We start from the raw sequence: 26,582 nt of genomic DNA, 5'->3' as shown, positions 1-26,582 counted from the left end.
TGTTCTCGTCTCCTCGTGCTTGCTTATTTCTCTACGTACCGCAGGGAGCGCAGGCCGCGCTCCAGATGCCAGTGCAGGTAGGCGGACACCAGCCCGCTGCCTTCCCGGACGTACCGCGCCTCGCACGCGTCCGCGGTCTCCCAGTCTCCCGTAAGCAGCGCCGCGAGGAGTCCCAGGGCCTGGGGCGAGGGTACGACGCTGCCGGGCACGCGGCAGTCGACGCAGACGGAGCCGCCGGACGCGACCGAGAAGAACCGGTTGGGTCCCGGCATGCCGCACCTCGCGCAGGCGCCGAAGCTCGGGGCGTAGCCGTTGACGGCGAGGGAGCGCAGCAGGAAGGCGTCGAGGACGAGGTGCGGGGCGTGCTCGCCGTGGGCGAGGGTCCGCAGGGCGCCCACGAGCAGCAGGTACTGCTGCACGGCCGGCTCGCCCTCGTGGTCGGTGAACCGCTCGGCGGTCTCCAGCATGACGGTGCCGGCGGTGTAGCGGGCGTAGTCGGTGACGATGCCGCCGCCGTACGGCGCGATGGTCTCGCTCTGCGTGCACAGCGGCAGGCCCCGGCCGACCAGCTCGCTGCCCTTGGCGAAGAACTGCACGTCGACGTGCGAGAACGGCTCCAGGCGCGCGCCGAACTTGGACTTGGTCCGGCGCACGCCCCGCGCGACGGCACGCACCCGCCCGTGACCGCGGGTGAGCAGCGTGATGATGCGGTCCGCTTCACCCAGCTTCTGGGTGCGCAGCACGATGCCGTCGTCGCGGAACAGGCTCATGGCGCCATTCTCGCGCATGGCGGTGGCGTGGGGCGGCGGCGGGTGACGCGGTGGCGGCGGGCGCCGTGCCGCCCCTCGAGCCTCCCGGTCTCACCGGCCTCTCACGCCGGCCGGCCCCGCTCTCGCCTGGGCCCCGTACGGGCCCACGCTCTCGCCGCCCCGACCACTGGTCGACCCCTACGACGGCGTGCGCGCCGCCGTCAGCAGTCGGGTCACGTCGTCCGCGCGGATGGTGAGCGCGTCGCCGACCGTGGCGAGGGTGTCCCGCTCGGCGGGCGTGTAGGGCCCGTCGGCCAGGGCGATGCGGGCGCCCTGGAGCAGGACGGCCTCGCGGCCGGGGGCGGCGAGGTGCGGGGCGAGCGGGTCCAGCGCCTCGTGCAGCTCTATCGACAGGCCGGGGCCGCTGGGCCCGCCGCAGACCCGCCCGGTGTCCGCCTCCAGGGCCTCCACGAGGGCGGCGAGCCGGTCCGCGGTGCAGTCGTCGAAGCCGGCCGCGCGGACCGCGCCGACGGCCGTGTCAAGGGCCGTACGGGATCCGGCACCGCCCGCGGCCAGGACGGCCAGGGCGACCGTGTGCACGGCGTCGCGGAGCATGGCCGACAGGCGGGTGGTCGTCGGATGGTCGAGGACGTCCGTGCCGAAGTGCGTACGGCAGGCCGCGCACTCCACGACCGGTCCGGTCTCGCCGCGCGGCAGTAGCGGCGCGCCGAGGACGGTGAAGCGGCGGCGGCCGGTCAGCCGCTGATAGTTGCGGTCGCCCCCGCAGCCCGGGCAGAAGAACTCGCCGTCTCCGGCGGCCGTCCATACGGTTCGGGTGCCCAGGACTCCCGAAAGCCGCGCGGTACGGCCGTCTCGTCCCCGTCCAGGCAGCACGTCGCAGCACCTCCGTAACGCCACGGCAACATCGCCGCGCCTGCGTGATGTTAGCCACAGCGACGGGCCGGAGTCAGCACCCGGAAGAGACCTTTCCGTGACCACCACGGGGAAGTGGCCGGTATCCGATGTCACCCGACCGGTCCTCGACAGGTCCGGACCGGCCGTGACCGGGGGGTGGTGGACGACGGGGCCCCGCCCGCCGAGTGCGGCGAACAGGGCCCCGGGGGTGCCGATCGGGCGGTCAGCGGGCCGCGCGGTTGACCGCGGAGACGACCGCCTGCAGCGAGGCACGGGTGGTGTTGGCGTCGATGCCGATACCCCACAGCACCTTGTCGTCGATCGCGCACTCGATGTACGAGGCGGCCTGCGCGGAGGCGCCCTCGCTCATGGTGTGCTCCTGGTAGTCCAGCAGGCGTACGTCGATGCCGACGGACTGCAGGGCGTCGAAGAAGGCCGAGATCGGACCGTTGCCGGTGCCGGTCAGCACGGTGTCCTCGCCGTCGACGGCGGCCTCGACGGTGAGTGTGTCGACGCCGTCCCGGTCGGTGGTGGACTGGCCGTTCTTGACCTGGATGCGACCCCAGGGGTTCTCCGGGTTCGGCAGGTACTCGTCCTGGAAGACCGACCAGATGTCCCCCGGCGTGATCTCGCCGCCCTCGGCGTCCGTCTTCGCCTGGATGATCTTGGAGAACTCGATCTGCATGCGGCGCGGCAGGTCCAGGCTGTGGTCGTTCTTCAGGACGTAGGCGATGCCGCCCTTGCCGGACTGCGAGTTGACCCGGATGACGGCCTCGTAGGACCGGCCGACGTCCTTCGGATCGATCGGCAGGTAGGGGACCGCCCACTCGATGTCGTCGACCGTGAGGCCCCTGGCGGCGGCGTCGGCCTCCATCGCGTCGAAGCCCTTCTTGATGGCGTCCTGGTGGGAGCCGGAGAAGGACGTGTAGACCAGGTCGCCCACGTACGGGTGGCGCGGGTGGACCTCCATCTGGTTGCAGTACTCCCACGTACGGCGGATCTCGTCGATGTCGGAGAAGTCGATCTGCGGGTCGACGCCCTGCGAGAACAGGTTCATGCCCAGGGTGACCAGGTCGACGTTGCCGGTGCGCTCGCCCTGTCCGAACAGGCAGCCCTCGACGCGGTCGGCGCCGGCCATCAGCGCCAGCTCGGCGGCGGCGACAGCCGTACCGCGGTCGTTGTGCGGGTGGACCGACAGGCAGACGTACTCGCGCCGGGACAGGTGGCGGCCCATCCACTCGAAGCGGTCGGCGTGCGTGGACGGCGTCGAACGCTCCACGGTGGCGGGCAGGTTGAGGATGATCTCGCGGTCCGGGCCGGGCTGCCAGACATCCATCACCGCCTCGCAGACCTCCAGCGCGAAGTCCAGCTCGGTGTCGGTGAAGATCTCCGGGCTGTACTGGTAGCCGAACTGCGTCTCAAGGCCCAGCAGCTTCTCCGCGTACTCCGTCACCAGGCGCGTGCCGTCCACGGCGATCTGCTTGATGTCGTCCCTGGAGCCGCGGAAGACGACCCGGCGGAAGACCGGCGCGGTCGCGTTGTACAGGTGCACGGTGGCGCGCCTCGCGCCCCGCAGGGACTCGACGGTCCGCTCGATCAGGTCTTCGCGGGCCTGGGTCAGCACGGAGATGGTGACGTCGTCCGGGATGGCGTCCGGGTCCTCGACGATGGACCGTACGAAGTCGAAGTCGGTCTGTCCGGAGGCCGGGAAGCCGACCTCGATCTCCTTGTAGCCCATCCTGACCAGCAGGTCGAACATCGCGCGCTTGCGGGCGGGCGACATGGGGTCGATCAGGGCCTGGTTGCCGTCGCGCAGATCGGTGGAGAGCCAGCGGGGGGCTGCGGTGATCCGCTGGGAGGGCCAGGTGCGGTCGGCGATGTCGACCTGCTCGTACCCGCGGTACTTGTGGGTCGGCAGGGAACTGGGCTGCTGGCGGTTGGCCATGGTGCGGAGGGCTCCTCGTGGGTCCGAATGGACGGCCGACGGCGCAACGCCAGACTCCGCGGGGAGGGGGTCGGCCTCGACTACAGGCCCTCGCCGCGGCAGCTAAGGAGAAGCAGCCCGAAACGCATAGTGCTCCGCAGCCTAACCGAGCCGTGCCGGACGCGAGGTCCTGTTTCAGTATGCGGGACCGGTGGGACGTAATAGCAGAAAGGTGCCTTATACCACTTGATCTCGCTTCATTAGGCCCTCTGTACTCTCATTTCCCTCATCACGGTCGCAGGTAGTGACAGGACCGTCACTGGCTGCGATGGTGCTTGGTATGACGACGAAGACTCACAGGTACGTCCAGCCCGTCTTCTGCACGATCATCCCGCCCCACGTCCTCGACCGGCTCGCGCAGGCCGACGACCCGGCACTCAGCCGCCCCGCCCGCCGCACCCTCCAGCGCGACGCCTTCGAACGCACCCAGCGCCGGCTGACCACCGTCATCGGCGCCCCGTCCGTCGCCGCACCCGTGGGCGCCGAGCCCGGGAAGCCGCACCGCACCATCTACGACGCCGCGCACGGCACCGACCTGCCGGGCCAGAAGGTCTGCGGCGAGGGCGACGAACCCGGCTCGGACTCCACCGTGAGCCGTGCCTACGCAGGTCTCGGCGCCACCTTCGAACTGCTGCTGAAGGCCTACGGACGCGACTCCATCGACGGCGACGGAATGCCGCTGGACGCGACGGTGCACTATGACCGGGACTACAACAACGCCTTCTGGAACGGCGAGCAGATGGTGTTCGGCGACGGGGACGGGGAGATCTTCCTCGACTTCACCGTGGCCACCGACGTCATCGGCCACGAACTCACCCACGGCGTCACGCAGCACACCGCCAACCTCGCCTACTTCGGCCAGTCGGGCGCCCTGAACGAGTCGCTGTCCGACGTGTTCGGCTCGCTCGTCAAGCAGTACGACCTCGGCCAGACCGCCGACGAGGCCGACTGGCTGATCGGTGTGGGCCTGCTCGCCCCACACGTCACCGGCAGGGCCCTGCGCTCCATGAAGGAACCGGGCACGGCGTACGACGACGACGTCCTCGGCAAGGACCCGCAGCCCGCGACGATGGACGACTACGTCCACACCGGTCGCGACAACGGCGGCGTGCACATCAACTCCGGCATCCCGAACCACGCGTTCTACCTGGCGGCCGCGGACATCGGCGGCCACGCCTGGGAGAAGGCCGGACAGGTCTGGTACGACGTGCTGACCGGCGGCAGGCTGGAGACGGACGCGACGTTCACGGACTTCGCGGCGCTCACGGCCAGAGCGGCCCGCGCCCGGTACGGCGAAGGCGACGAACTGCGCGCCGTCACCCGGGCCTGGGAGCAGGTCGGGGTGCGGATCCGCTAGTTCCGTACTACACAGGGACCCATGCGAATTCAGGTGAGGCGCACGGGTGGCTTCGCGGGCATCGAGCGCCATGCCGAGGTCGACACCTCGGGACGTGCCGACGAGGACGAGTGGCGGGCGCTGGCCGAGCGGGCGGTCGCCGCGGGCCCGGGCACGCCGCCGGTCGGAGTGCCGGACGGTTTCAGCTACCGGATCACGGTCGACGGCACCACGGTGTACTGCGCCGACCCCCGGCTGACCGAGGAGCAGCGCACGCTGATCTCACGGGTCCTGAAGGAGGGCGCGTAACGCGTCCGGGACGCGCGTCGGGGGCGTCGGCGGTGCGTGAGCCTGCCCCGCCACGACGGCCAGGACCGCAGCGCGCGGGCCGGCGCCCGCCTCCTGGCCCCGCACCGGGCGCCGGAGGCGGGCGTCGGAAGCGGGCGTCGACTCGCGCGGCCACGTCGTACGGTCCCTGCCGGACGACCTCGCGCGGGCAGAGGTACGCCCTGCGCTTCGGCCTCGTCCACGTGGACTTCGGGACGCCCAAGGACACCGACGACCGCGAACGGCCGGTACCGCGACCTGCCGCGGGAGCGGCGGCAGAAGCAGTCGCGCCCGTCGGCCCTCAGAAGCCGAGGCGGCGCAGCTGCTTCGGGTCCCGCTGCCAGTCCTTCGCCACCTTCACGTGCAGGTCCAGGAAGACGGGCGTGCCCAGCAGCGCCTCGATCTGCTTGCGGGACTTGATGCCGACGTCCTTCAGCCGCTTGCCCTTCGGGCCGATCACGATGCCCTTCTGGCTGGAGCGCTCGATGAAGAGGTTGGCGTGGATGTCCAGCAGCGGCCTGTCCGCCGGGCGGTTCTCGCGCGGCAGCATCTCCTCGACGACCACGGCGATGGAGTGCGGCAGTTCGTCGCGCACACCTTCCAGGGCCGCCTCGCGGATCAGCTCGGCGATCATGACCTGCTCGGGTTCGTCGGTGAGGTCGCCCTCCGGGTAGAGCGGAGGTCCCTCGGGAAGCATCGGGACCAGCAGGTCCGCCAGCAGGTCGACCTGCTTGTTCGCGGTCGCCGACACCGGGACGATCTCCGCCCAGGTGATGCCGAGCTCCTTGCCGAGCTGGTCGACGGCGATGAGCTGCTCGGCCAGCGTCTTGGAGTCCACCAGGTCGGTCTTGGTGATGATCGCGACCTTGGGGGACTTCCTGATCCCCGCCAGCTCCTTGGCGATGAAGCGGTCGCCGGGGCCCAGCTTCTCGTTCGCCGGCAGGCAGAAGCCGATCACGTCGACCTCCGCCCACGTGGTGCGCACCACGTCGTTCAGCCGCTCGCCCAGCAGGGTGCGCGGCTTGTGCAGGCCCGGGGTGTCGACCAGGATCAGCTGGGCTTCCTCCCGGTGCACGATCCCCCGCACCGTGTGCCGCGTCGTCTGCGGCTGGTTCGCGGTGATCGCCACCTTCTGGCCGACCAGAGCATTCGTGAGGGTGGACTTGCCCGCGTTGGGGCGGCCCACGAAACAGGCGAAACCCGACCTGTGGGCGGCCTCCGACGATTCCGACGGCCCGGATGACTGGCTGCGAACGCTCATGGCGCCCATTCTCCCTGATCCACAAGCCCCCGCCGCACACGCGTGCCCCCCGGCCCTCGCGAGGGCCCGGGGGAGGTCCGGGGAAGCCCGGGGCGAGTGAGCCGGTGACGGGTGCGTCAGCCCCCGGTGGCAGATGACCGGCCCCGGTGCGTCAGCCCGCCGTGATCGTGGCGCGAACGCTGCCGTCCGGGCCGGCCAGCAGTACCGGTGCCGCCGGGCCGCCGAGGTCGCGCACGGCCGCCAGATCCTCGGCCGGGGCCGACTCGGCCTCGGTGACCACGGCCGCGGCCTCCAGGGACTTCGCGCCCGACGCCACCGCCATCGCCACCGCCGTCCGCAGGGCGCTCAGTCGCAGGGAGTCCAGGGCGACGGTCCCGGCGACGTACGTCCGTCCGGTCTCGTCGCGCACGGCGGCGCCCTCGGGCACACCGTTGCGGGCCCGCGCGGAGCGGGCCAGGGTGACGATCTTGCGGTCCTCAGGGTCGAGCGCGCTGCTGTCGGTCATGACCGTGAGCATACGGAGCCGTATACGGACCGGGTCAGGGGCGGTCCAGGCGCAGCCGGTCGGCGCGCGGCAGGCCCGCCACGACCAGGTCGTAGGAGTCCTCGACCAGCTCCCGCACCAGCCGGTCCGGCAGGCCGGCGTCGGCCGTGACCGTGTTCCAGTGGCGCTTGTTCATGTGCCAGCCGGGGACGATCAGGCCGTCGTGCTCGCCACGCAGCCGGAGGGCGTCGTCCGGGTCGCACTTGAGGTTGACGGTCAGGGGCCGCGCGTCCAGGTTCGTCAGGGCGAACATCTTGCCGAGCACCTTGAACACCGAGGTGTCGGGGTTGAACGGGAAGTCCTCCACGGCCGCGTTGAACGACAGGCAGAGGGCGCGCAGCTCCTGGGGGGTCATTCCGGCTCGTCCTCCTCGTCGGCAAGAGAGCCGGCCGGCTCCGCGAGCACCGTGACGATCTTGTTCCGGCGGCCGGCGGCGGCTTCGGCGGTCAGCCGCAGCTCGCGCCCGTCCGGCAGCTCCACCACGGACGAGGCACCCGCGATCGGGACGCGGCCCAGGGCCTTGGCCAGCAGACCGCCCACCGTCTCCACGTCCTCGTCGTCGAACTCCTCCAGGCCGTACAGCTCGCCCAGGTCGCCGATGCCGAGGCGGGCGGTGACCCGGTAGCGGTCCTCGCCCAGGTCCTCGACGGGTGGCAGCTCACGGTCGTACTCGTCGGTGATCTCGCCGACGATCTCCTCGAGGATGTCCTCGATGGTGACGATGCCGGCCGTGCCGCCGTACTCGTCGATGACGACGGCCACGTGGTTGCGGTCCTTCTGCATCTCACGCAGCAGGTCACCGGCGTTCTTGGTGTCGGGCACGAAGACCGCCGGGCGCATCGTCGTGGACACCAGCTCGCTCTCCGTCTCCCGGCTGATGTGCGTCTTGCGGACCAGGTCCTTCAGGTACACCATCCCGACGATGTCGTCCTCGCTCTCGCCGGACACCGGGATGCGGGAGAAACCCGAGCGCAGGGCGAGGGTGAGGGCCTGACGGATGGTCTTGTACCGCTCGATGACGACGAGGTCGGTGCGCGGGACCATCACCTCCCGCACGAGCGTGTCGCCCAGTTCGAAGACCGAGTGCACCATGCGGCGTTCCTCGTCCTCGATGAGGGACTCGGCCTCGGCGAGGTCGACCATGGCCCGCAGCTCCGCCTCGGACGCGAACGGGCCGCGGCGAAAACCCCTGCCGGGGGTGAGGGCGTTGCCGATGAGGATCAGCAGCGACGGGATGGGGCCCATCACGCGGGCGAGCGGCAGCAGCACGTACGCCGCCGCGGTCGCCGTGTTCAGCGGGTGCTGCCGGCCGATGGTGCGCGGGGAGACCCCGACCGCGACGTACGACACGAGGACCATGACGCCGATCGCGGCGAGCAGCGCCTGCGAGGTGCCGCTGATCTCGCGCAGGCAGGCGTACGTGACGAGCGCGGCGGCGGCCATCTCGCAGGCGACGCGGACCAGCAGGGCCACGTTCAGGTAGCGCGTCGGGTCCGCGGCGACCTGCGCGAGCCTGGCGCTGCCGCGCCGCCCGGAGCGTACGGACTCCTCGGCGCGGAAGCTGGAGACCCGGGCGAGGCCCGCCTCGGCGCAGGCGGCGAGCCACGCCACGACCACCAGGGCGATCGCTCCGGAGACGAGCGGCAGGCTCATGAGACGGTCGGGGCCGGGGACGGGCCGGTCAGGCCCCTCTCCTCACGCCAGCCGTCCACGATGGCGGCCTGCAGGCCGAACATCTCGGCCTTCTCGTCCGGCTCCTCGTGGTCGTAGCCCAGCAGGTGCAGCACACCGTGGACGGTGAGCAGCTGGAGCTCCTCGTCCATGGTGTGCTGCGTCGGCGCTTCGTCGCCCTGCTTCTTGGCGACCTCGGGGCACAGCACGATGTCGCCGAGCAGGCCCTGCGGCGGCTCGTCGTCGTCCTTCGCGGGCGGGCGCAGCTCGTCCATCGGGAAGGACATGACGTCCGTCGGGCCGGGGAGGTCCATCCACTGGATGTGGAGCTGCTCCATGGCGTCGGTGTCCACGACGATCACCGAGAGCTCGGAGAGGGGGTGGATGCGCATCTTCGCGAGCGCGTAGCGGGCGATGTCGAGGATCGCCTGCTCGTCGACCTCGGTGCCGGACTCGTTGTTGACGTCGATCGACATGGTCGTGCTGGTCTACTTCCCCTTGGAGCCCGCGGCACCGGAGGACTTGCCGCGCGGCTTGTGCGCGCCGTTCTCGGTGCCGTGGTCGCTGTCGTACTTCTCGTAGGCGTCGACGATACGGCCCACCAGCTTGTGCCGTACGACGTCCTGGGAGGACAGCCGGGAGAAGTGGACGTCCTCCACGCCGTCCAGGATGTCCTGGACCTGCCGCAGTCCGGACTTGGTGCCGCCCGGCAGGTCGACCTGGGTCACGTCACCGGTGATCACGATCTTCGAGTCGAAGCCGAGCCGGGTGAGGAACATCTTCATCTGCTCGGGGCTGGTGTTCTGCGCCTCGTCCAGGATGATGAAGGCGTCGTTGAGCGTTCTGCCGCGCATGTATGCCAGCGGTGCCACCTCGATGGTCCCCGACGCCATCAGCTTGGGGATCGAGTCCGGGTCGAGCATGTCGTGCAGGGCGTCGTACAGCGGGCGCAGGTACGGGTCGATCTTTTCGTAGAGGGTGCCCGGGAGGAAGCCGAGGCGTTCGCCGGCCTCGACGGCGGGGCGGGTCAGGATGATGCGGTTGACCTGCTTGGACTGCAGGGCCTGCACCGCCTTGGCCATGGCCAGATAGGTCTTGCCGGTGCCGGCGGGGCCGATGCCGAAGACGATGGTGTGCTTGTCGATCGCGTCCACGTAGCGCTTCTGGTTGAGCGTCTTGGGGCGGATCGTGCGGCCGCGCGAGGACAGGATGTTCTGCGTGAGCACCTCGGCCGGGGTCTCCCGGCCGTCGCTCTCCCCGTTGTCGCTCGCCCTGAGCATCGCGATCGAGCGTTCCACTGCGTCCTCCGTCATCGGTTGCCCGGTGCGGAGCACCAGCATCATCTCGTCGAACACGCGCTGTACGAGGGCGACCTCGGCCGGGTCGCCGGTCGCGCTGATCTCGTTGCCCCGGACATGGATGTCGGCCGCCGGGAAGGCCCTCTCGATCACCCGCAGCAGGGCGTCGCCCGACCCCAGGACGGTCACCATGGGGTGCTGGGCGGGGACGGTGAACCGCGCTTTCGCCTGCTCCTGCGCGGGGGTGCGATCTGTGGGTGTGTCAGTCATGGGCCGGCTCTGAAGGCCTGCGGTTCCTCCTCGTCACGGCCGCGTAGCTGTGGGCGGCCTCGCCCTTCAAGGGTACGACGGTGCACCGACAACGCCGTAGGCCTTTTCCCTGCCTCCGGCCGGGGTCCTACGCCGGGCGCCGGAAGCCGATGGTGGGGACCGCGCGGCGCAGCGGCCAGGGGCGGGCCACCTCGTCGGGGACCAGGTCCGCGAGGAACGCGTAGCGGCGCAGGGCGGCCGGGTCCTGGGTGTCGACGGACTGGACCTTGCGCCACCAGGCGGAGATCTCGGACCAGCCGGGCGCGGAGAGCGAGCCGCCGAACTCCTGCACGGAGAGCGCGGCGGTCAGGCCGGCGAACGCGAGCCGGTCGGCGAGTGGCCAGCCCGCCAGGGAGCCGGTGACGAATCCTGCGACGAAGACGTCGCCGGCACCGGTCGGGTCCAGGGCCTCGACGGCGATGGCGGGCACGTCGGCGGTCTCCCCCGTGCGGCGGTCCACGGCGTACGCGCCTTCCGCGCCGAGGGTCACGACGGCCACCGGTACGTGTTCGGTGAGGGCGTGGGCGGCGGTGCGGGGGCAGTCGGTGCGGGTGTAGTTCATGGCTTCGGCGGCGTTGGGCAGGAACGCCTCGCAGTGGGCGAGGTCGGTCAGTCCGGCCAGGTCCCAGGCGCCGGTGTCGTCCCAGCCGACGTCGGCGAAGACCCGGGCGCCCCTGGCGGCGGCCTGGGCGATCCAGGGGGCGCTCTTGCCGGGGGTGAGGGAGGTGATGGCGGCACGTGCGCGCGGCGGGCAGTCGGGGGCGGGTTCCTCGGGGGGCGGCTCGTGGCCGTGGGAGACCATCGTGCGCTCGCCGTCGTACGCCATGGAGACGGTGACCGGGGAGTGCCAGCAGGGCACGGTGCGGGAGGGGGTGAGGTCGATGCCCTCGCCCTGGGCGAGCGCGTCCCAGCAGTAGTCGCCGTAGTGGTCGTCGCCGAAGGCCGCGGCGAGGGAGGTGCGCAGGCCGAGACGGGCGAGGGCGGTCGCCATGTTGGCGATGCCGCCCGGGCTGGACCCCATGCCGCGGGCCCAGGACTCGGTGCCGCGCACCGGGGCGGAGTCGAGCCCGGTGAAGATGATGTCGAGGAAGACGGTGCCCGTGAGGTAAACGTCCCAGGGCGGGTCGTCGGGGGTGCGCAGGGCGGCCAGGGGGTCGGCCTGGGCTCGGCGGGCTGGCCCCTCTCCGGGGGACGAGGCGGACGCGGTCACGGTGCGCTCTCCCTGACATGGTGCGGGTCAGGCCAGTGTGCACCAGTCGGGGGGAGCGGCGCGGCCGAGTGGCCTTTCCGGGGTGGCCGGGTTCCGGGGAGGGGCGGGGTTGCGCGGTGCACCGGGATCCCGGAGCGGGTCGTGCCAGAGGGGAGCGCGCCGCCACACGCACGCCGGGCGGCCGGCGGGGCTTGCGTCCGGGACGGGGGCAGAGGCCGGCAGCGCGGGACCCCGGGGTGACCCAGGAGGTCGGTGACACGCCTCGCGCGGTGTCGTCGGGTGCGCGCAACGTGCCGCCGTCGCCGAGCGGGCGCCGACGGGGCACGGCGGTGACCGCGCGACGATCATGCACCCTTGGTGGGGAGCACACGACTAGGTCACCCACCTTCGGGCGGTGGCGGCAGGCGGCGGTCACCCACCCTCAGCGGTGGGAGCCGGCGGCGGCCACCCTCGACGATGGCAGACGCGGCGGTCAGCCACCCCCGAGTGGTGGTCGCGCACCCCTGCTCCCCAGCCGAACGGCAAGAGCGCACACCCTGCGGCAGCCGGACGGACGGTGTGCACGCCCTGCGGCAGCGGGACGGACGGTGCGCACGCCCTGCGGCAGCCGGACGGCGGCAGGCCGGCAGGACCCGCTGCGGTGACCGCACGGGCGGGCACCCGCCGGGCCGGAGACGCTCTCCGCCCCGGCCGAAACGGGAGGCCGCCCACCCGGTTCTCCCCAGTCGCCCACGGAAAAAGCGCCCTTCTACCCGGCCTCCACGAGCACAAACGCAATAGTGACCTAGATCACACCCACTCGCCTCGCTTGCACCAATACGTGCTTGATACAAATTGGCCGCGCGTTCCTGTCCGTCGACGGTCGGCGCCCCTCCCCCATCAACGCTTCATTTCGCATGCCCTGGGACCGCCCGTGTTCGCCCCTCGCACCCCGCCCCGGCCCCTCGTCGCCCTTTTCACGGCCGGGTATCTCGCCCCGTACCTCCTCCCGACCATCGTCGGCAGGCTCGACTCGGGACTTCCGCTCTCCGCCACACAGTCCGGCGCCGTCGGCAGCGCCCTGCTGCTGAGTTCGGCTGCGGCCGGCTTCCTGTGGGCCTCCCGCGTCGAGCGGATCGGGCCGCGCGTCCTGGCCCGCGCCGGTCTCGCCCTCGCCGTCCTCGGCTACGGCGCCGCCGCGCTGACCGGCCTCGTCCCCGTCATCGTCGTCGGCGCGGTCCTCGGCGGCTTCGGCTCCGGGACGGTCACCACGGTCGCCGCCACCGGCATCGCCGCACAGCGCGACCCGCACCGGACGACCACGCTCGGCCTGCTCAGCGTCTCCGCGCTGGCCGGCGCCGCCTATCTGACGGTGCCTCACCTCGGCTCCGGCCACGGGCTGCCGCTCGGCGCGGTCGCGCTCACCGCGCTCGTCGTGTGGCCGCTGACCGGCAGCCTCCCGGGCCGCACCGCCTCGGCGCACGCCCACTTGAGCACGGCCCGGCTGCCCCACCTGCGCGCCGGAGTCGTCCTGGCCGCCGCCATGGTGTGCTGGTCCCTCGTGCAGAACTCGCTGTGGGGCGTCAGCGGCCGGATCGGTCTGACGCAGGCCGGCCTCGGTGAGGCCACCGTCGGCGTGGTGTTCGCCGTGGCGCTCGGCGCCGGGCTGCTCGGTGTGCTGGCGGCGGGCGCGCTCGGGACGCGGCTCGGCCGGGCGGTCCCGGTCGGCGGCGGCACGGTCCTCATCGCGGGCTGCGTCGTACTCAGCGCCTCCGCGACCGACCTGAGCGGCTTCGCGTCGGGCGAGATCGCCTGGAACACTTTCTACCCGGTGGTCCTGTCCTACCTCATCGGCCTGGCCGCCACTCTCGACCCGCGCGGTCGCTGGGCGGTGCTCATAGGGTCGGCGTCCTCGCTCGGCACCGCGGCCGGGCCGCTGGTGGGCAGCGTGCTGGCGGCGTCGGCCGGCTTCACCGGCATGGGTCTGGTCCTCGCGGCGGGACTGCTGGTGGTCGCCGTGCCGATGACCGGAGTCGCGCTGTTCGCCGGGCGGCTGCCGCAGTCGGCCGAGCAGGTTCCCGCAGGTCAGGTGCCGGTCGTGGACATCCCGTTCGCCGAGCACGCGGACAGCGGGCCGACCACGCTCGCCGACATCCCCGTCGTGGAGTTCCCCGTCGACGCCCAGGCCGTGCCCGCGCAGGGCGAGTACGGCACCGCCGCGGCGGCGACCATGCCGGGCGCGGCGGGCACCTGACGGCCCCGCGGCGGCGTACGGCCCCCGGTCACCCGGCGGCCGTACGCCCGGCGGCTACCGGAACTCGTACGCCGCCACCTCGGCCAGATACGCGGCCCGCAGCTCCTCCTCGTCCTCCAGGAAGGACGCGAGGAAGGAGTTGCGGGCCAGTTCGCGCAGCCGGTCGTCGGTGAGACCGAGAGTGGTGCGCACGGCGTCGTAGGTGTCGCCCGCGTAGCCGCCGAAGTAGGCCGGGTCGTCGGAGTTGACCGTGCACATGAGGCCCGCCTCCAGCATGGCTGGCAGCGGGTGGTCGGCCAGGGTGTCCACGGCGCGCAGCCGTACGTTCGACAGCGGGCACAGGGTCAGCGGCACCCGGTCACGGACCAGCCGCTCCACCAGTTCCGGGTCCTCCAGGCAGCGCAGGCCGTGGTCGACGCGCTCCACGCCGAGCACGTCCAGGGCCTCGGTGATGTACTCCGGCGGGCCCTCCTCGCCCGCGTGCGCCACGCGCCGGAGGCCCAGCGCGGCGGCGGCCTCGTACACCTCGCGGAACTTCACCGGCGGATGCCCGGCCTCCGCCGAGTCCAGGCCGACGCCCGTGATCCGGTCCAGGTACGGCCCGGCCTCCTCCAGCGTGGCCATCGCCGACTCGGCGGGCTCGTCCCGCAGGAAGCACATGACGAGCCGCGTGGAGACGCCGTGGTTGTCCCGGCTGCGGCCCAGCGCCCGCCAGAGGCCCTCGACCACGGTCCTCATGGCGACGCCCCGGGCGAGGTGGGCCTGCGGGTCGAAGAAGATCTCCGCGTGCCGCACGCCCTGCGCGGCGGCCCGGGCCAGGTAGGCGTTCGCCAGGTCCTCGAAGTCCCGCTCGGTGCGCAGCACCGCCATCAGCTCGTAGTACAGGTCGAGGAAGGACTGCAGGTCCTGGAAACGGTAGGCCTCGCGCAGCTCGTCCGTGTCGGCGTAGCGCAGGGTCACGCCGTTCCGGGCGGCCAGCGAGAAGGCCAGCGCGGGCTCCAGGGTGCCTTCGATGTGCAGGTGCAGTTCGGCTATCGGGAGGGGCATCAGGGCATCGTACGAGCCCTTCACCGGCGTTTCGGAAGGGGTACCCGGAGCAGGTCGCGGGCCACGGTCAGCTCGCCGTCGAAGCCGGCGGCCCTCGCCTGCCGCTGGAACTCCTCCGGGTCGCTGTAGCGCTGGCTGAAGTGCGTGAGGACCAGATGCCGTACGCCCGCGTCCCGGGCCGCGCGGGCCGCCTGCCCGGCGGTGAGGTGGCCGTGCTCGAGCGCGAGGCCGGTGTCCTCGTCGAGGAACGTCGACTCGATGACCAGCATGTCGCAGCCGTCGGCCAGCTCGTGCACGCCGTCGCACAGCCCGGTGTCCATGACGAACGCGAACCGCTGCCCGCGCCGCACCTCGCTCACGTCCTCCAGACGCACCCCGTCGAGGACGCCGTCCCGCTGGAGACGGCCCACGTCGGGGCCGTGGATGCCGTGCGCGGCGAGCCGCTCGGGCAGCATGCGGCGGCCGTCGGGCTCGGTCAGCCGGTAGCCGTAGGACTCGACCGGGTGGGAGAGCCTGCGGGCGTCCAGCGTGTAGCCGGGGGTGGCCGCCAGGACGCCGTCTGCGGCGACCGGGACCTCGGTCAACGGCACCGTCTCGCGGTACGCGGTCGCGTACCGCAGGCGGTCGAAGAAGCGCTTGCCCGATCGCGGGTAGTGCGCGGTCACTTCGTGCGGCACCTGGTCGAGGTTGATGCGCTGGATCACGCCCGCCAGGCCGAGGGAGTGGTCGCCGTGGAAGTGGGTGACGCAGATCCGGTTCAGGTCGTGGGCGGCGACCCCGGCGCGCAGCATCTGGCGTTGCGTGCCCTCGCCGGGGTCGAACAGGATGCCCTCGCCGTCCCAGCGCAGCAGGTAGCCGTTGTGGTTGCGGTGCCGGGTCGGGACCTGACTGGCGGTGCCGAGGACGACCAGTTCACGTACGGACAACGCTTATCCGGGGGGCCACTGGAGGCCGCGGCCACCGAGGACGTGGGCGTGCGCGTGCCACACGGTCTGGCCGGCGCCGGCGCCGGTGTTGAAGGTGATGCGGTAGCTGTCGAGCTTCTCGTCGTCGGCGACGGCCTGCGTCTCGCGCAGCACGTCGGCGGCGATCTGCGGGGCGCCGGCGGCGAGGTCGGCGGCGTCCCGGTAGTGCGCCTTGGGGATGACCAGGACGTGCGTCGGGGCCTGCGGGTTTATGTCCCGGAAAGCGACGGTGGTGTCCGTCTCGCGGACGACCGTCGCCGGGATCCGACCCGCGACGATCTTGCAGAACAGGCAGTCGTCCTGCGGTTCCCCTGCCATGTGTCCTCCGGCTGTTGATCGGATACGAGGGCATCGTATCGGGCGCTTGTGCGACGACGGCCCGGCGTCGCCCGGGTTCGGCGCATGGGCCATGGCCCATGGCGCATGGCCCATGGCGCGGGCTGCCGGCTTGCGGGTCTCGGGTCGGCTCGCCTCAGGTGGCGTCGGGTCGGGTCGCGTCGGGCACGCGTACCGGCGCATGCCGGCCGGTACGCGTGCCCCGTGGATCAGCGACGACGGATCACGGCAGGCTCGGCGGTGTCTTCGCCGGGGTCTGCTCCAGGGCCTCCAGGGCCAGCCGGACCGCCTCGTCCAGCTGGGGGTCCCGGCCCGCCGCGTAGTCCTGGGGTCGCTGCGGGACCTCCACGTCCGGGTCCACGCCGTGGTTCTCCACGCCCCACTCGTAACCCTCCAGCCAGAACGCGTACTTCGGCTGGGTGATCAGCGTGCCGTCGACCAGGCGGTAGCGGCTGTCGATGCCGATGACGCCGCCCCAGGTGCGCACACCGACGACCGGGCCGATACCCAGCGCCTTGATGGCCGCGTTCACGATGTCGCCGTCGGAGCCGGAGAACTCGTTGGCGACGGCGACGACCGGCCCGCGCGGCGCGTCCTGCGGATAGCTGTAGGGCCGCATGCCGCGCGGCGAGGCCCAGCCGACGATCCGCCGCGCCAGTTTCTCCACGACCAGCTGGGAGGTGTGGCCGCCGCGGTTCTCGCGGACGTCGACGACGAGGCCCTCGCGGGCCACTTCGACGCGCAGGTCCCGGTGGATCTGCGCCCAGCCGGGCGCCTGCATGTCGGGGACATGCAGGTAGCCGAGCCGCCCGCCGGACTTCTCGTGGACGTACGCGCGCCGGTCGGCGACCCACGCGTGGTAGCGCAGCGGCTCCTCGTCGTCCAGCGGGACGACCACCGCGTGCCGTGCCTCGCCGCCGCCGGACGGCAGCACCGTCAGCTCCACGGGCTTGCCCCCGGTGCCCACCAGCAGCGGCCCCGGGCCGGTCACCGGATCGACCGGCTGCCCTGCGACGGCGACGATCGCGTCCCCGGGGCGGACGGCGACACCCGGCGCGGCGAGCGGGGAACGGGCGTCCGGGTCGGACGTCTCGGAGGGCAGGACGCGGTCGACGCGCCAGCTGCCGTCCTCGTGGCGGGAGATGTCCGCGCCGAGCAGGCCCTGCCGGGCGCCGCCGCCGAAGCCGCCGCGCGGGGTGACGTAGGCGTGCGAGGTGCCGAGTTCGCCGTGCACCTCCCACAGCAGGTCGACCAGGTCGTCGTGGGTGGCGACGCGGTCGAGGACGGGGCGGTAGCGGTCGAGGACGCCCTCCCAGTCGACGCCGCTCATGTCGGACCGCCAGAAGTGGTCCCGCATGATGCGGCCGGTCTCCTCGTACATCTGCCGCCACTCGGCGGCCGGGTCGATCAGGTGGCGTACGCGGGACAGGTCGACGGTGATGTTGGTGTCGCTGTCGTCGTCGCCCGAGGCACGCCGGTCGCTGGGGACGACCTTCAGCCGGCCGTCCGTCCACAGCAGCACCCGCCTGCCGTCGCCGCTGACGGCGAAGCGGTCGGCGTCGTGGGCGAGGTGCTCGACGCGGTGCTGGGCGAGGTCGTAGCGCTCCAGCGCGCTCTGCGGGTCGGGGCCGTCGGGCGTGGCCCGGGAGTGCCCGAGGACGCCGTGCACCGGGTGGCGCAGCCACAGGACGCCGTCCTTCGCGGCGCGCAGGCCGGAGTAGCGGGCGGCCTCCACCGGGAAGGGCACGATGCGGTCGGCGAGGCCGTCCAGGTCGATGCGGGTGGTGGGGGTGCCCTCGCTGTCGGGGGTCTCGTCCCGGTCCGGGGTCTCGAAGGGGCGGCCGTGCCGCTGCGGCCCGAACGGCGACGGCGTGGTCGCTGCCAGCGTGATCAGATACGGGCGTACGCCCTCCACGAAGGCCAGGTCGAAGACGTGCTCGTCGTAGACCGGGTCGAAGGAACGGGCCGACAGGAAGGCGAGGTGCTTGCCGTCCAGGGTGAACGCGGGCGAATAATCCTGGAAGCGCAGCGGTGTCGCCTCCGTGACGGACAGGTCGGTGGTGTGGGCGAGCCTGAGCTGGCTCAGCGGCCTCGGCCCGGGGTGCGACCAGGCGAGCCAGGTGGAGTCCGGGGAGAACACCAGCCCGGAGGCGTCGCCGTGCTCGCTGCGGTCGACCTCGCGGACCTCGCCGCTCTCCCGCTCCACGAGCAGCACCCGGCCGTCGTGCGAGGCGACGGCGGCGAGGCTGCCGTCGGGCGCCATGGCGAGGGAGAGGACACGGCCGAGCCGTCCGGCGGCGAGGCGGCGGGGCGTGGCACCCGGGGCGAGACCGGTGGCGGGCGCGAACTCCAGCGCGTCGTCGCCCTCGGCGTCGGTCACCCACACCACCCACTCCTCGCCGTCGGCGCGGAAGGTGCGCGGCAGCCGGGCCCGTACGCCGGCCTGCGCGGCGAGCGCGCGGGCCGGGCCGGAGCGGTGGGTGACCCAGTGCACGGAGCCCCGTACGGCGACGGCGCTGCCGCGCGCCGTGTGGTCGGGGGAGGCCGCGCCGTACCAGCGGGCGGGGTTGACGGGGAACGGGTTCAGGTCGACGCGCTGCCCGCCGAGCCGGATGTCGAGGCGGCGCGGCTCGGCGCCGTCGAGGTCGTCCAGCAGCCACAGCTCACCGGCGCTGGAGTACACGACGCGGCTGCCGTCGGTGGCGGCGTGCCGGGCGTAGAACCCGCCGAGCGGGGTGTGGCGGCGCAGGTCGGAGCCGTCGGCGAGGGAGGAGTACACGGCGCCGGTGCCCTCGTGGTCGGAGAGGAACCCGATGCGGTCCCCGGCCCAGAACGGGTGCTCGATGTTGCCGTCCAGCTCCTCGTGCAGCCGGACGAACTCCCCCTCGCCGTCCCGGTCGATCCACAGCTTGCCCGCCGTGCCGCCCCGGTAGCGCTTCCACGTGGCGGCCTCGCGGCCCATCGTGGCCGACAGCAGCACGGTGTGCGGGCCGTGGGCGACGCCGCCGACCGGGCCGTACGGCAGGGTGGTGGCCGGGCCGCCGTCCAGCGGGACGGCGCGGGCCCAGCTGCGGCGCAGGCTGGCCTGGCCGTGGGTGGTGATCGCGAGGACCCGTCCGTCCGGGGTCCAGCCGCGCACCTGTGTCTTCCAGCTGCCCCAGTGGGTGAGACGTCTGGCGGGGCCGCCGTCGACCGGCGCGACATGCACCTCGGGGGCGCCGTCGCGGGTGGAGGTCCAGGCGACCGTCGTGCCGTCGGGCGAGATACGGGGCATGGTCACCGGCACGTTCTCGGCGCTGACCCGCCAGGCGCGTCCGCCGTCGAGAGGAGCGACCCACACGTCGTCCTCGGCCGTGAAGGCGATCAACTCGCCGTGCAGGTGCGGAAACCGGAGATACGCAGGCGATGCCGCCGGTGCTGTCGTCGCAGGCTGAGTCACTTGGTCACCCTACGCAGGGGCGGCGCCCGCGGACAGGGGTTCCGATCAGCTGACCGGGACCGTACGCCCTTGTGACCGGTTCACTTGCCCTCGACGGGACGGCAGTTCGGGTCCTGGCGGCACCAGACGGTCCGGGTGACGGTCACGGTGGCGGCCGGTCTCGCTCCCCCGCCCCCCGGGTGGTCGGCCACGGGGGGCGGGGTGGTGGCGTCGCAGTTGCCCAGGCCGTCGACGTGGAACCACACCTTGCCGTCCACCTTGGCGGTCAGATCGCCGCGCACGCAGGCACCTCTGACGCTCCGGGTGACCTTGCCCCTGACGGTGATGTCCTTCCCGTCGCCGGTCTCACCCTCGCAGTCGACGCTGGCGACGGCGCTCCCGGACGGGGTGGGCCCCACCCTGCCGTCGCCGCCGTCCTCGTCGTAGGTGGCCCTGCAGGTGAGCCACCGCACGTCCGCCTTCTGCCGCTCCAGCTCGCGGGTCACCGTCTGGTCCGTCGTGTAGGCCACCGCCCCGGCGTTCAGCTCGACCGGGTCGCAGGCGACGGCACCGGTCACCGCGACCACGGCGAACCCCGCGGCGGCGACCGGCCCGCGCCACATCCGTGTGAAAGCCCCCATGGACATGGACGACAGCCTGCCACCGCGACGCCACGGACGGTAGGGCGCATACGGCCACGCCCGCCCGGCCGCCCGCCGCGCGCCCCTACCGTACGACCGCTCCCCGTACGCCCCTTCCGCGCCCGGCCGCTGTCCCGCGTGGCCGCTCCGCCCTCCCGGCGGGAGACAATCGGGAGGTCTTCAGCCGCCCGCCGACGGAGGAGCGTCGATGCCCTCGCCGACCCCGCGGATCCACACCCGCAGGAACACCCGGCCCGTGCCTCCTCCGCGCGTACCGGACGAGCCCGGGGATTCTCCGGCCGGGCCGGCCGCCGAGGGTCCGCCGCAGCCGCCGTACCGGCGCCGGGTGCGGATGCTCGTCGACGTCGTGGACCACGCCGACGAAGTCGCCTATGTCACCGCCCTGTTCGAGGAACGCGGCTGGTCCGTGCGGCCCGCCGGGGCCGCGGAGGCGGGGCCCCGCTCCGGGCACCGCGCCGCGCTGATCGTCGAGGTCCGGCTGCACGGCGCCCGGTTCGGAGCCGTCCGCACCGCTGTCGCCGAGCTGGAACTGCTGACGCGACAGGCCGCGTTGGGCGCCTGGGTGCGGGACGCGGCGCTGGTCGAGCACGAGCGGGCGCGGCGCACCACGTACCACGTGCACCGGGCCCTGCCCCTGGGCGGGCGGCTGCGGGGGGCCGTCGCCCGGCTGTGGACCTGGTGCGGCGGGGCGGACGAGCAGCGGGCCGTCACCGTGCCCGCCGGGCCGGACTCGCGGGAGGCGGCCGAGGCGGAGCTGACGGCCCGTGACCTGGGCGGCCGGACCTTCGACCCGGCGCGGCACTCGCTGCGGGTGCCGGGCCACTCGGACGCGAACCCGCCGCTCCTGCGCACGCCGCAGGAACGCCGTGCCGACCGCGGCTGGATGGTCGCGGGCGCGGTGGGCATCGTGCTCGCGGCGATGTGCGGCCTGTACGTGGTGGGGGCGGACGGCTGGTGGAAACTGCCGCCCGCGCTGCTCAGCACGGCGGGCGCGGTGCCGCTGGGCCGGATGGCCAAGGAGACCCGGGACCGCTCGCGTGCGGCGCAGTGGGCCGCGGGCGTCGCGGGCACCACGGCCATGGCCGGTTTCGGCGCGCTGGTGGGACGCGACCTGCGGCCCGGTGCGCTGTGGGCGGCGCTGCTGATGCTGGCCCTGGCGGCGTTCACCGGCACCGGTGTCGTCCTCGCGCTGCGCCGCACCGTGTTCACCCGGCACGCGACCTGGCTGGTTCCGCTGTCGGTGCCCGTGGCGTGGTCGATGGTGGCGTGGCTCGGCGGGCAGATGCACGACGCCTATCTGGACCGGTTCGACATCCGCCGGGACGTGGTGCCCACCCCGGCCCTCGGGCGGTATCTGGCCGCCGCGGAACCGATGACGGTGGCGCTGGTCAGTGCCCTGTTCTTCGTCGCGGTGGTGGGCTGGCTGCGCCACTTCCACCTGTTCCGGGACGGCACGAACCGGCTGTTCGCCATCGTCCTGGCCACGCTGCTGGCCGTCGCCTACGCCCTGACCGCCGTCGCCCTCGGCACCGAGCGGGCGGACGACGCGGCGGACGACGCCGTACGCGCCGTGTCACGCGGGGCCGCGCCGTCCGGCTACTTCGGGCTGCGGGGCCGGCTGGTGTGCGTGCGCCCGCTCAAGCCGGACGAGCCGGTGGCGGTGGAGAACGGCCCCGTCCCCACCGGCCGCCCGGTCCTCTCCTTCGGGACGACCGGCGAGTGGATCTGGCTGTGGGACCCCGCCCGCAGCCACGACGAGGAGGGCCCGGAGGCCTTCGCCGTGCGCCGCGAGGACGTCCAGCTCCTGCCCGCGCACCCGCCTCGAACGCGCAGGTGCCCGACGGCCTGAGACGGACGGCGGACCGTCGGACCACCGGCCCGAACGCCCCGGCGCGGTCGGCGGCCGTCCCGGTCGGCGGCCGTCCCGGTCGCCGGACGCGCCGGCTCGACGGTCCGGCGACCTGCCGTCGACGTGCCCCGCACGAGGCGTACACCGCGAGGAAGGCCGACGTCTGCTCTGCGCGAACCCCGAACACGCCACCGCTCCGCCTCCTGAGGCGTGCCCGTCAGGACCAGCGGCCCGAACGCCCCAGCAGAAGGGCCGCGGCGGCGGTCCCCGCCGTCGAGGTGCGCAGCACGCTGCGGCCCAGGCGGTAGGCGCGTGCGCCCGCGTCGGTGAACAGCGCCAGTTCGTCGGGGGACACGCCTCCCTCGGGACCGACGACCAGCACGATGTGGCCGGCCGCGGGCAGGTCGGCGGTGGCGAGCGGCTCGTCGCCGGTCTCGTGCAGTACGGCGGCGAAGTCGGCGTCCGCGAGCAGCGCGGCGACCTGTTTGGTCGTGGCGGCGTCCGCGACGTCCGGGAACCGCACACGGCGGGACTGCTTCCCCGCCTCGCGGGCCGTGGCCCGCCACTTGCCGAGCGCCTTCAGGCCGCGCTCGCCCTTCCACTGCGTGATGCAGCGCCCCGCCGACCAGGGCACGATGGCGTCGACCCCGACCTCGGTCATGGTCTCGACGGCCAACTCGCCCCGGTCGCCCTTGGGCAGGGCCTGCACCACGGTGATGCGGGGCGACTCGGCGGGCTCCTCGGCGACCTGGCCCACGCGCAGGACCAGACGGTCCTTGCCCTCCGTGTCGAGCACTTCGGCCTCGGCCCACCGTCCGGCGCCGTCGGTGAGAACGACGCCCTCCCCGGGGCGCAGCCGCCGCACGGAGACGGCGTGCCGCCCCTCGGGTCCGGACAGGACGTAACGGCCCTCGGCGTCGGCGCCCGCCCCGAAGTGGTCGACCACGAACACCGGCGCGGTCATCGGACGCCGCCCGCCAACGCGGCGCGGGCGGCGGCGAGTTCGGCGGCGAGCACCTCCACGAGCCGGCCTGCGGGCAGCTCCCGCACCATGCGGTGTCCCTGCCCCGCCCACAGGGCCATGCCCTGCGCGTCACCGGCCCCGGCGGCGGCCTTGCGCAGCGGCGAGGTGAGGTGGTGGAGCTCCGGGTACGCGGCGGGCGCGTACCGGCCGTGCTCGCGAAGGAAACGGTTGACCAGTCCGCGCGCCGGGCGGCCCGAGAACGCCCGCGTCAACTCGGTCCGTGCGTAGAGGGGGTGGGTCATCGCCTGCTTGTGCAGCATGTGGGCGCCGGACTCGGGCGTGACGACGAACGCGGTACCGAGCTGGGCGGCGCTCGCGCCGGCCGCGAGGGCGGCGGCGATCTGGCTGCCGCGCATGATGCCGCCGGCGGCGATGACGGGGATGCCGACGGCCTCCCGGATCTGGGCGATCAGGGTGAGCAGCCCGTATCCGGAGCCGTCCGTCTCCGGGTAGTCCCGGTGGGTGCCCTGGTGACCGCCCGCCTCCATGCCCTGCGCGATCACGCCGTCGGCGCCGGCGGCCTCGACGGCACGGGCCTCGTCGGGGGTGGTGGCGGTCACCAGCGTGCGGGTGCCGACGCGGCGCAGGGCGTCCACGACGTCCCGCGCGGGACAGCCGAAGTGGAAGGAGACCACCGGCACCGGGTTCTCCAGCAGCACCGTGAGCTTGGCGTCGAAGCCGTCGTCGCGTCCGCTGTCCGGGTCGCCCAGCTCGGTCTCGTACCAGTCGGCCTCGGCGATGAGCCGGCGGGCGTAGAGGTCGACCGCGGCCCGGTCGGGCGTCTCGGGCTGCGGCATGAACACGTTGACGCCGAAGGGCCGGTCCGTCAGTCCCCGCAGTTGCTTGATCTCCTGGTACATGCCGTCGGGGGTCTTGTACCCGGCGGCGAGGAACCCGAGCCCGCCCGCCTCGGACACGGCGGCGGCGAGCCGCGGCACGGAGACGCCGCCCGCCATGGGCGCCTGCACGATCGGGTGAGGGAGAAGATCGGTCAGTGCGGAGGACATGACGGCATGGTGTCACGTCCTCCGAACAAGTCCGAATCGGCCCATGCACACCCCGGGACGGCGGAGCCGGGCCTTCCGGCCCTCGCGCCACCGCCCCGCCGGGCCCCCACGGGGGCGTTGCCGGCCGGTGCCTCAGCGGCCGTTGAACGCGTCCTTCAGCCGCGAGAACAGTCCCTGCTGGCCCGGCTGGAACTGCCCCTGGGGCCGCTCCTCGCCGCGCAGCTTGGACAGCTCGCGCAGTACGCGCTCCTGCTCCACGTCGAGCTTGGTCGGCGTCTGCACCTCGACGTGGACGATCAGGTCGCCCCGGCCGCCGCCGCGCAGATGCGTGATGCCCCGGCTGTGCAGCGGGATCGACTGCCCGGACTGGGTGCCCGGACGGATGTCGACCTCCTCCAGCCCGTCGAGGGTCTCCAGCGGCACCTTCGTACCGAGAGCCGCCGCCGTCATCGGGAGGGTGACCGTGCAGTGCAGGTCGTCACCGCGCCGCTGGAACTGCGAGTGGGGCAGTTCGTGGATCTCCACGTACAGGTCACCGGCGGGACCGCCGCCGGGCCCGACCTCACCTTCACCGGCGAGCTGGATGCGCGTGCCGTTGTCGACACCGGCGGGGATCTTCACGGTCAGGGTGCGGCGGGAGCGGACCCGGCCGTCGCCCGCGCACTCCGGGCAGGGCGTCGGGACGACCGTGCCGAAGCCCTGGCACTGCGGGCAGGGCCGTGACGTCATGACCTGCCCCAGGAAGGACCGGGTGACCTGGGAGACCTCGCCGCGGCCCCGGCACATGTCGCAGGTCTGCGCCGTGGTGCCCGGGGCGGCGCCCTCGCCGCTGCACGTGGTGCACACGACGGCCGTGTCGACCTGGATGTCCTTGGTCGTGCCGAACGCGGCCTCGTCGAGCTCGATCTCGATGCGGATCATCGCGTCCTGGCCGCGGCGGGTGCGCGAGCGCGGCCCGCGCTGCGACGCCGTGCCGAAGAACGCGTCCATGATGTCGGAGAAGTTCCCGAAGCCGCCGGCCCCGAAGCCGCCCGCGCCACCGCCCCCGGCCTGCGAGAGCGGATCACCGCCGAGGTCGTAGACCTGTTTCTTCTGCGGGTCCGACAACACCTCGTACGCGGCGTTGATCTCCTTGAACCGCTCTTGGGTCTTCGGGTCCGGATTGACGTCCGGGTGCAGCTCGCGAGCGAGCCGCCGGAAGGCCTTCTTGATCTCTTCCTGCGACGCGTCGCGACGCACGCCGAGAACGGCGTAGTAGTCCGTGGCCACTTACGACTCCGCCAGGATCTGTCCGACGTACCGTGCCACTGCGCGTACCGCTCCCATCGTTCCCGGGTAGTCCATGCGGGTCGGTCCGACCACGCCGAGCTTGGCAACCGCCTCGCCGCCCGAACCGTAGCCGACCGACACGACGGACGTGGAGTTGAGTCCTTCATGGGCGTTCTCGTGACCGATTCGCACGGTCACGCCCGGATCCTGGGCCTCGCCGAGCAGCTTCAGGAGCACCACCTGCTCCTCCAGCGCCTCCAGCACCGGCCGGATCATGAGGGGGAAGTCGTGCCCGAAGCGGGTCAGATTGGCGGTGCCGCCGATCATCAGCCGCTCCTCGTTCTCCTCGACCAGCGTCTCGAGGAGGGTGGACAGCACCGATGCGACCGTGCCGCGTTCCTCGGCCTCGAAGGCCTCCGGCAGGTCCTCCACCAGCGTCGGCACGTCCGTGAACCGACGGCCCGCGACCCGGCTGTTGAGCCGCGCCCGCAGATCCGCGAGCGCCATCTCGCCGAACGGCGCCGGGCAGTCCACGACCCGCTGCTCGACCCGCCCGGTGTCCGTGATCAGCACGAGCATGACCCGCGCCGGGGCGAGGGACAGCAGCTCCACGTGCCGCACGGTCGAACGGGTCAGCGACGGGTACTGCACGACGGCGACCTGCCGGGTGAGCTGCGCGAGCAGCCGCACCGTACGGGCCACGACGTCGTCCAGGTCGACGGCGCCCTCCAGGAAGTTCTGGATGGCGCGCCGCTCGGGCGGCGACATGGGCTTGACGCCCGCGAGCTTGTCCACGAAGAGCCGGTAGCCCTTGTCCGTGGGGATGCGCCCCGCGCTGGTGTGCGGCTGCGCGATGAAGCCCTCGTCCTCCAGGGCCGCCATGTCGTTGCGCACGGTGGCCGGGGAGACGCCGAGGTTGTGCCGCTCGGTGAGCGCCTTGGAGCCGACGGGCTCCTCGGTGCCGACGTAGTCCTGGACGATGGCGCGCAGCACCTGGAGCCTGCGTTCACTGAGCACCGCGCACACCTCCAGATGTCGTCCGCCGTCGTCCCTGGCACTCGGCATGTGCGAGTGCCAGACTTCCCCGGCCAAGTGTACGGCCGGGGGGTGCACCGGGGGCAAGGGCGGTCGCACTCCGTGCCGGAAGATCCCGCCGCGCCGGGGGACG

Annotated in this window: 23 protein-coding genes; 4 read left to right on the top strand and 19 right to left on the bottom strand. The window is 72.9% G+C overall.

The features are described 5' to 3' along the window. Positions 1–23: 23 nt before the first annotated feature. From recO to leuA, 3 genes are all read right to left on the bottom strand, one after another. Positions 24–770, bottom strand: coding sequence for a DNA repair protein RecO (recO, locus tag ABZ354_RS03355; RefSeq protein WP_358652439.1), 747 nt, complete (start codon positions 768–770; stop codon positions 24–26). 177 nt (positions 771–947) lie between these two features. Then, positions 948–1,643, bottom strand: coding sequence for a TerB family tellurite resistance protein (locus ABZ354_RS03350; protein ID WP_358652437.1), 696 nt, complete (start codon positions 1,641–1,643; stop codon positions 948–950). 244 nt (positions 1,644–1,887) lie between these two features. Next, entirely contained in the window at positions 1,888–3,609 is a 1,722-nt protein-coding gene (gene leuA / locus ABZ354_RS03345) for a 2-isopropylmalate synthase (RefSeq protein WP_358652435.1), read from the bottom strand. A gap of 319 nt (positions 3,610–3,928) precedes the next feature. Here leuA and ABZ354_RS03340 point away from each other — a divergent pair, with 319 nt between their 5' ends. Further along, positions 3,929–5,005: a M4 family metallopeptidase gene (locus tag ABZ354_RS03340; protein WP_358652433.1), complete on the top strand. Its 1,077-nt coding sequence runs from the start codon at positions 3,929–3,931 to the stop codon at positions 5,003–5,005. 21 nt (positions 5,006–5,026) lie between these two features. Then, the gene (locus ABZ354_RS03335; RefSeq protein WP_358652431.1) at positions 5,027–5,293 is read left to right on the top strand and encodes a protealysin inhibitor emfourin; all 267 of its coding nucleotides are present in this window, start codon (positions 5,027–5,029) and stop codon (positions 5,291–5,293) included. Positions 5,294–5,612: 319 nt separating this feature from the next. Here ABZ354_RS03335 and era read toward each other — a convergent pair whose 3' ends face one another. The 7 genes from era to ABZ354_RS03300 all read right to left on the bottom strand — a co-directional run bounded on the left by era (position 5,613) and on the right by ABZ354_RS03300 (position 11,604). Next, complete coding sequence (gene era, locus ABZ354_RS03330) at positions 5,613–6,572, bottom strand: GTPase Era (RefSeq protein WP_358652429.1); 960 nt, start codon at positions 6,570–6,572, stop codon at positions 5,613–5,615. 151 nt (positions 6,573–6,723) lie between these two features. After that, complete coding sequence (locus tag ABZ354_RS03325; protein WP_358652427.1) at positions 6,724–7,077, bottom strand: cytidine deaminase; 354 nt, start codon at positions 7,075–7,077, stop codon at positions 6,724–6,726. Positions 7,078–7,111: 34 nt separating this feature from the next. After that, positions 7,112–7,471 carry an MmcQ/YjbR family DNA-binding protein gene (locus tag ABZ354_RS03320; RefSeq protein ID WP_358652425.1) on the bottom strand — a complete coding sequence of 120 codons (360 nt, stop codon included), beginning with the start codon at positions 7,469–7,471 and terminating at the stop codon, positions 7,112–7,114. Further along, a complete protein-coding gene (locus ABZ354_RS03315; protein WP_358652423.1) occupies positions 7,468–8,769 on the bottom strand; it encodes a hemolysin family protein in 1,302 nt (433 codons plus the stop codon). Before ABZ354_RS03315 ends, ABZ354_RS03320 begins: the two co-directional genes overlap by 4 nt. Then, entirely contained in the window at positions 8,766–9,263 is a 498-nt protein-coding gene (ybeY, locus tag ABZ354_RS03310; RefSeq protein ID WP_358652421.1) for an rRNA maturation RNase YbeY, read from the bottom strand. Before ybeY ends, ABZ354_RS03315 begins: the two co-directional genes overlap by 4 nt. 12 nt (positions 9,264–9,275) lie before the next feature. After that, positions 9,276–10,355 carry a PhoH family protein gene (locus tag ABZ354_RS03305; RefSeq protein WP_358652419.1) on the bottom strand — a complete coding sequence of 360 codons (1,080 nt, stop codon included), beginning with the start codon at positions 10,353–10,355 and terminating at the stop codon, positions 9,276–9,278. A gap of 127 nt (positions 10,356–10,482) precedes the next feature. Continuing rightward, entirely contained in the window at positions 10,483–11,604 is a 1,122-nt protein-coding gene (locus ABZ354_RS03300) for a PfkB family carbohydrate kinase (RefSeq protein ID WP_358652417.1), read from the bottom strand. A 913-nt stretch (positions 11,605–12,517) separates the two neighbouring features. Between ABZ354_RS03300 and ABZ354_RS03295 the strand changes: the two genes are divergently transcribed. Next, entirely contained in the window at positions 12,518–13,837 is a 1,320-nt protein-coding gene (locus ABZ354_RS03295; RefSeq protein WP_358652415.1) for an MFS transporter, read from the top strand. Between the two features lie 54 nt (positions 13,838–13,891). Here ABZ354_RS03295 and ABZ354_RS03290 read toward each other — a convergent pair whose 3' ends face one another. From ABZ354_RS03290 to ABZ354_RS03270, 5 genes are all read right to left on the bottom strand, one after another. Continuing rightward, positions 13,892–14,884, bottom strand: coding sequence for an adenosine deaminase (locus ABZ354_RS03290; RefSeq protein WP_358652413.1), 993 nt, complete (start codon positions 14,882–14,884; stop codon positions 13,892–13,894). A 20-nt stretch (positions 14,885–14,904) separates the two neighbouring features. Then, a complete protein-coding gene (locus ABZ354_RS03285; protein WP_358652411.1) occupies positions 14,905–15,810 on the bottom strand; it encodes a ribonuclease Z in 906 nt (301 codons plus the stop codon). Between the two features lie 3 nt (positions 15,811–15,813). Further along, positions 15,814–16,167: a histidine triad nucleotide-binding protein gene (locus ABZ354_RS03280; protein WP_358652409.1), complete on the bottom strand. Its 354-nt coding sequence runs from the start codon at positions 16,165–16,167 to the stop codon at positions 15,814–15,816. Between the two features lie 241 nt (positions 16,168–16,408). After that, positions 16,409–19,624 carry a S41 family peptidase gene (locus tag ABZ354_RS03275; protein ID WP_358652407.1) on the bottom strand — a complete coding sequence of 1,072 codons (3,216 nt, stop codon included), beginning with the start codon at positions 19,622–19,624 and terminating at the stop codon, positions 16,409–16,411. A gap of 80 nt (positions 19,625–19,704) precedes the next feature. Further along, on the bottom strand, positions 19,705–20,244 hold the full coding sequence (locus tag ABZ354_RS03270) for a hypothetical protein (protein WP_358653130.1): 540 nt from the start codon (positions 20,242–20,244) through the stop codon (positions 19,705–19,707). A 208-nt stretch (positions 20,245–20,452) separates the two neighbouring features. On the opposite strand from ABZ354_RS03270, the gene ABZ354_RS03265 reads away from it, so the two are divergent. Continuing rightward, complete coding sequence (locus ABZ354_RS03265) at positions 20,453–22,114, top strand: hypothetical protein (RefSeq protein ID WP_358652405.1); 1,662 nt, start codon at positions 20,453–20,455, stop codon at positions 22,112–22,114. Positions 22,115–22,331: 217 nt separating this feature from the next. Here ABZ354_RS03265 and ABZ354_RS03260 read toward each other — a convergent pair whose 3' ends face one another. The 4 genes from ABZ354_RS03260 to hrcA form a co-directional block, all read right to left on the bottom strand. After that, a complete protein-coding gene (locus ABZ354_RS03260; RefSeq protein ID WP_358652403.1) occupies positions 22,332–23,078 on the bottom strand; it encodes a 16S rRNA (uracil(1498)-N(3))-methyltransferase in 747 nt (248 codons plus the stop codon). Then, positions 23,075–24,145, bottom strand: a complete 1,071-nt coding sequence (locus ABZ354_RS03255; protein WP_358652401.1) for a nitronate monooxygenase — start codon at positions 24,143–24,145, stop codon at positions 23,075–23,077. The genes ABZ354_RS03260 and ABZ354_RS03255 overlap by 4 nt, the downstream gene beginning before the upstream one ends. A 132-nt stretch (positions 24,146–24,277) precedes the next feature. After that, positions 24,278–25,414, bottom strand: a complete 1,137-nt coding sequence (gene dnaJ / locus ABZ354_RS03250) for a molecular chaperone DnaJ (protein WP_358652399.1) — start codon at positions 25,412–25,414, stop codon at positions 24,278–24,280. Beyond that, on the bottom strand, positions 25,415–26,431 hold the full coding sequence (hrcA, locus tag ABZ354_RS03245; protein ID WP_358653128.1) for a heat-inducible transcriptional repressor HrcA: 1,017 nt from the start codon (positions 26,429–26,431) through the stop codon (positions 25,415–25,417). Between the last annotated feature and the right edge of the window lie 151 nt (positions 26,432–26,582).

Origin of the sequence: Streptomyces sp. NPDC005925 (assembly GCF_040638805.1) — a bacterium.
Taxonomy (GTDB): domain Bacteria; phylum Actinomycetota; class Actinomycetes; order Streptomycetales; family Streptomycetaceae; genus Streptomyces.
The sequence above is the reverse complement of the archived record's forward strand: the minus strand, read 5'-3'. Positions and strand labels throughout refer to the sequence as shown.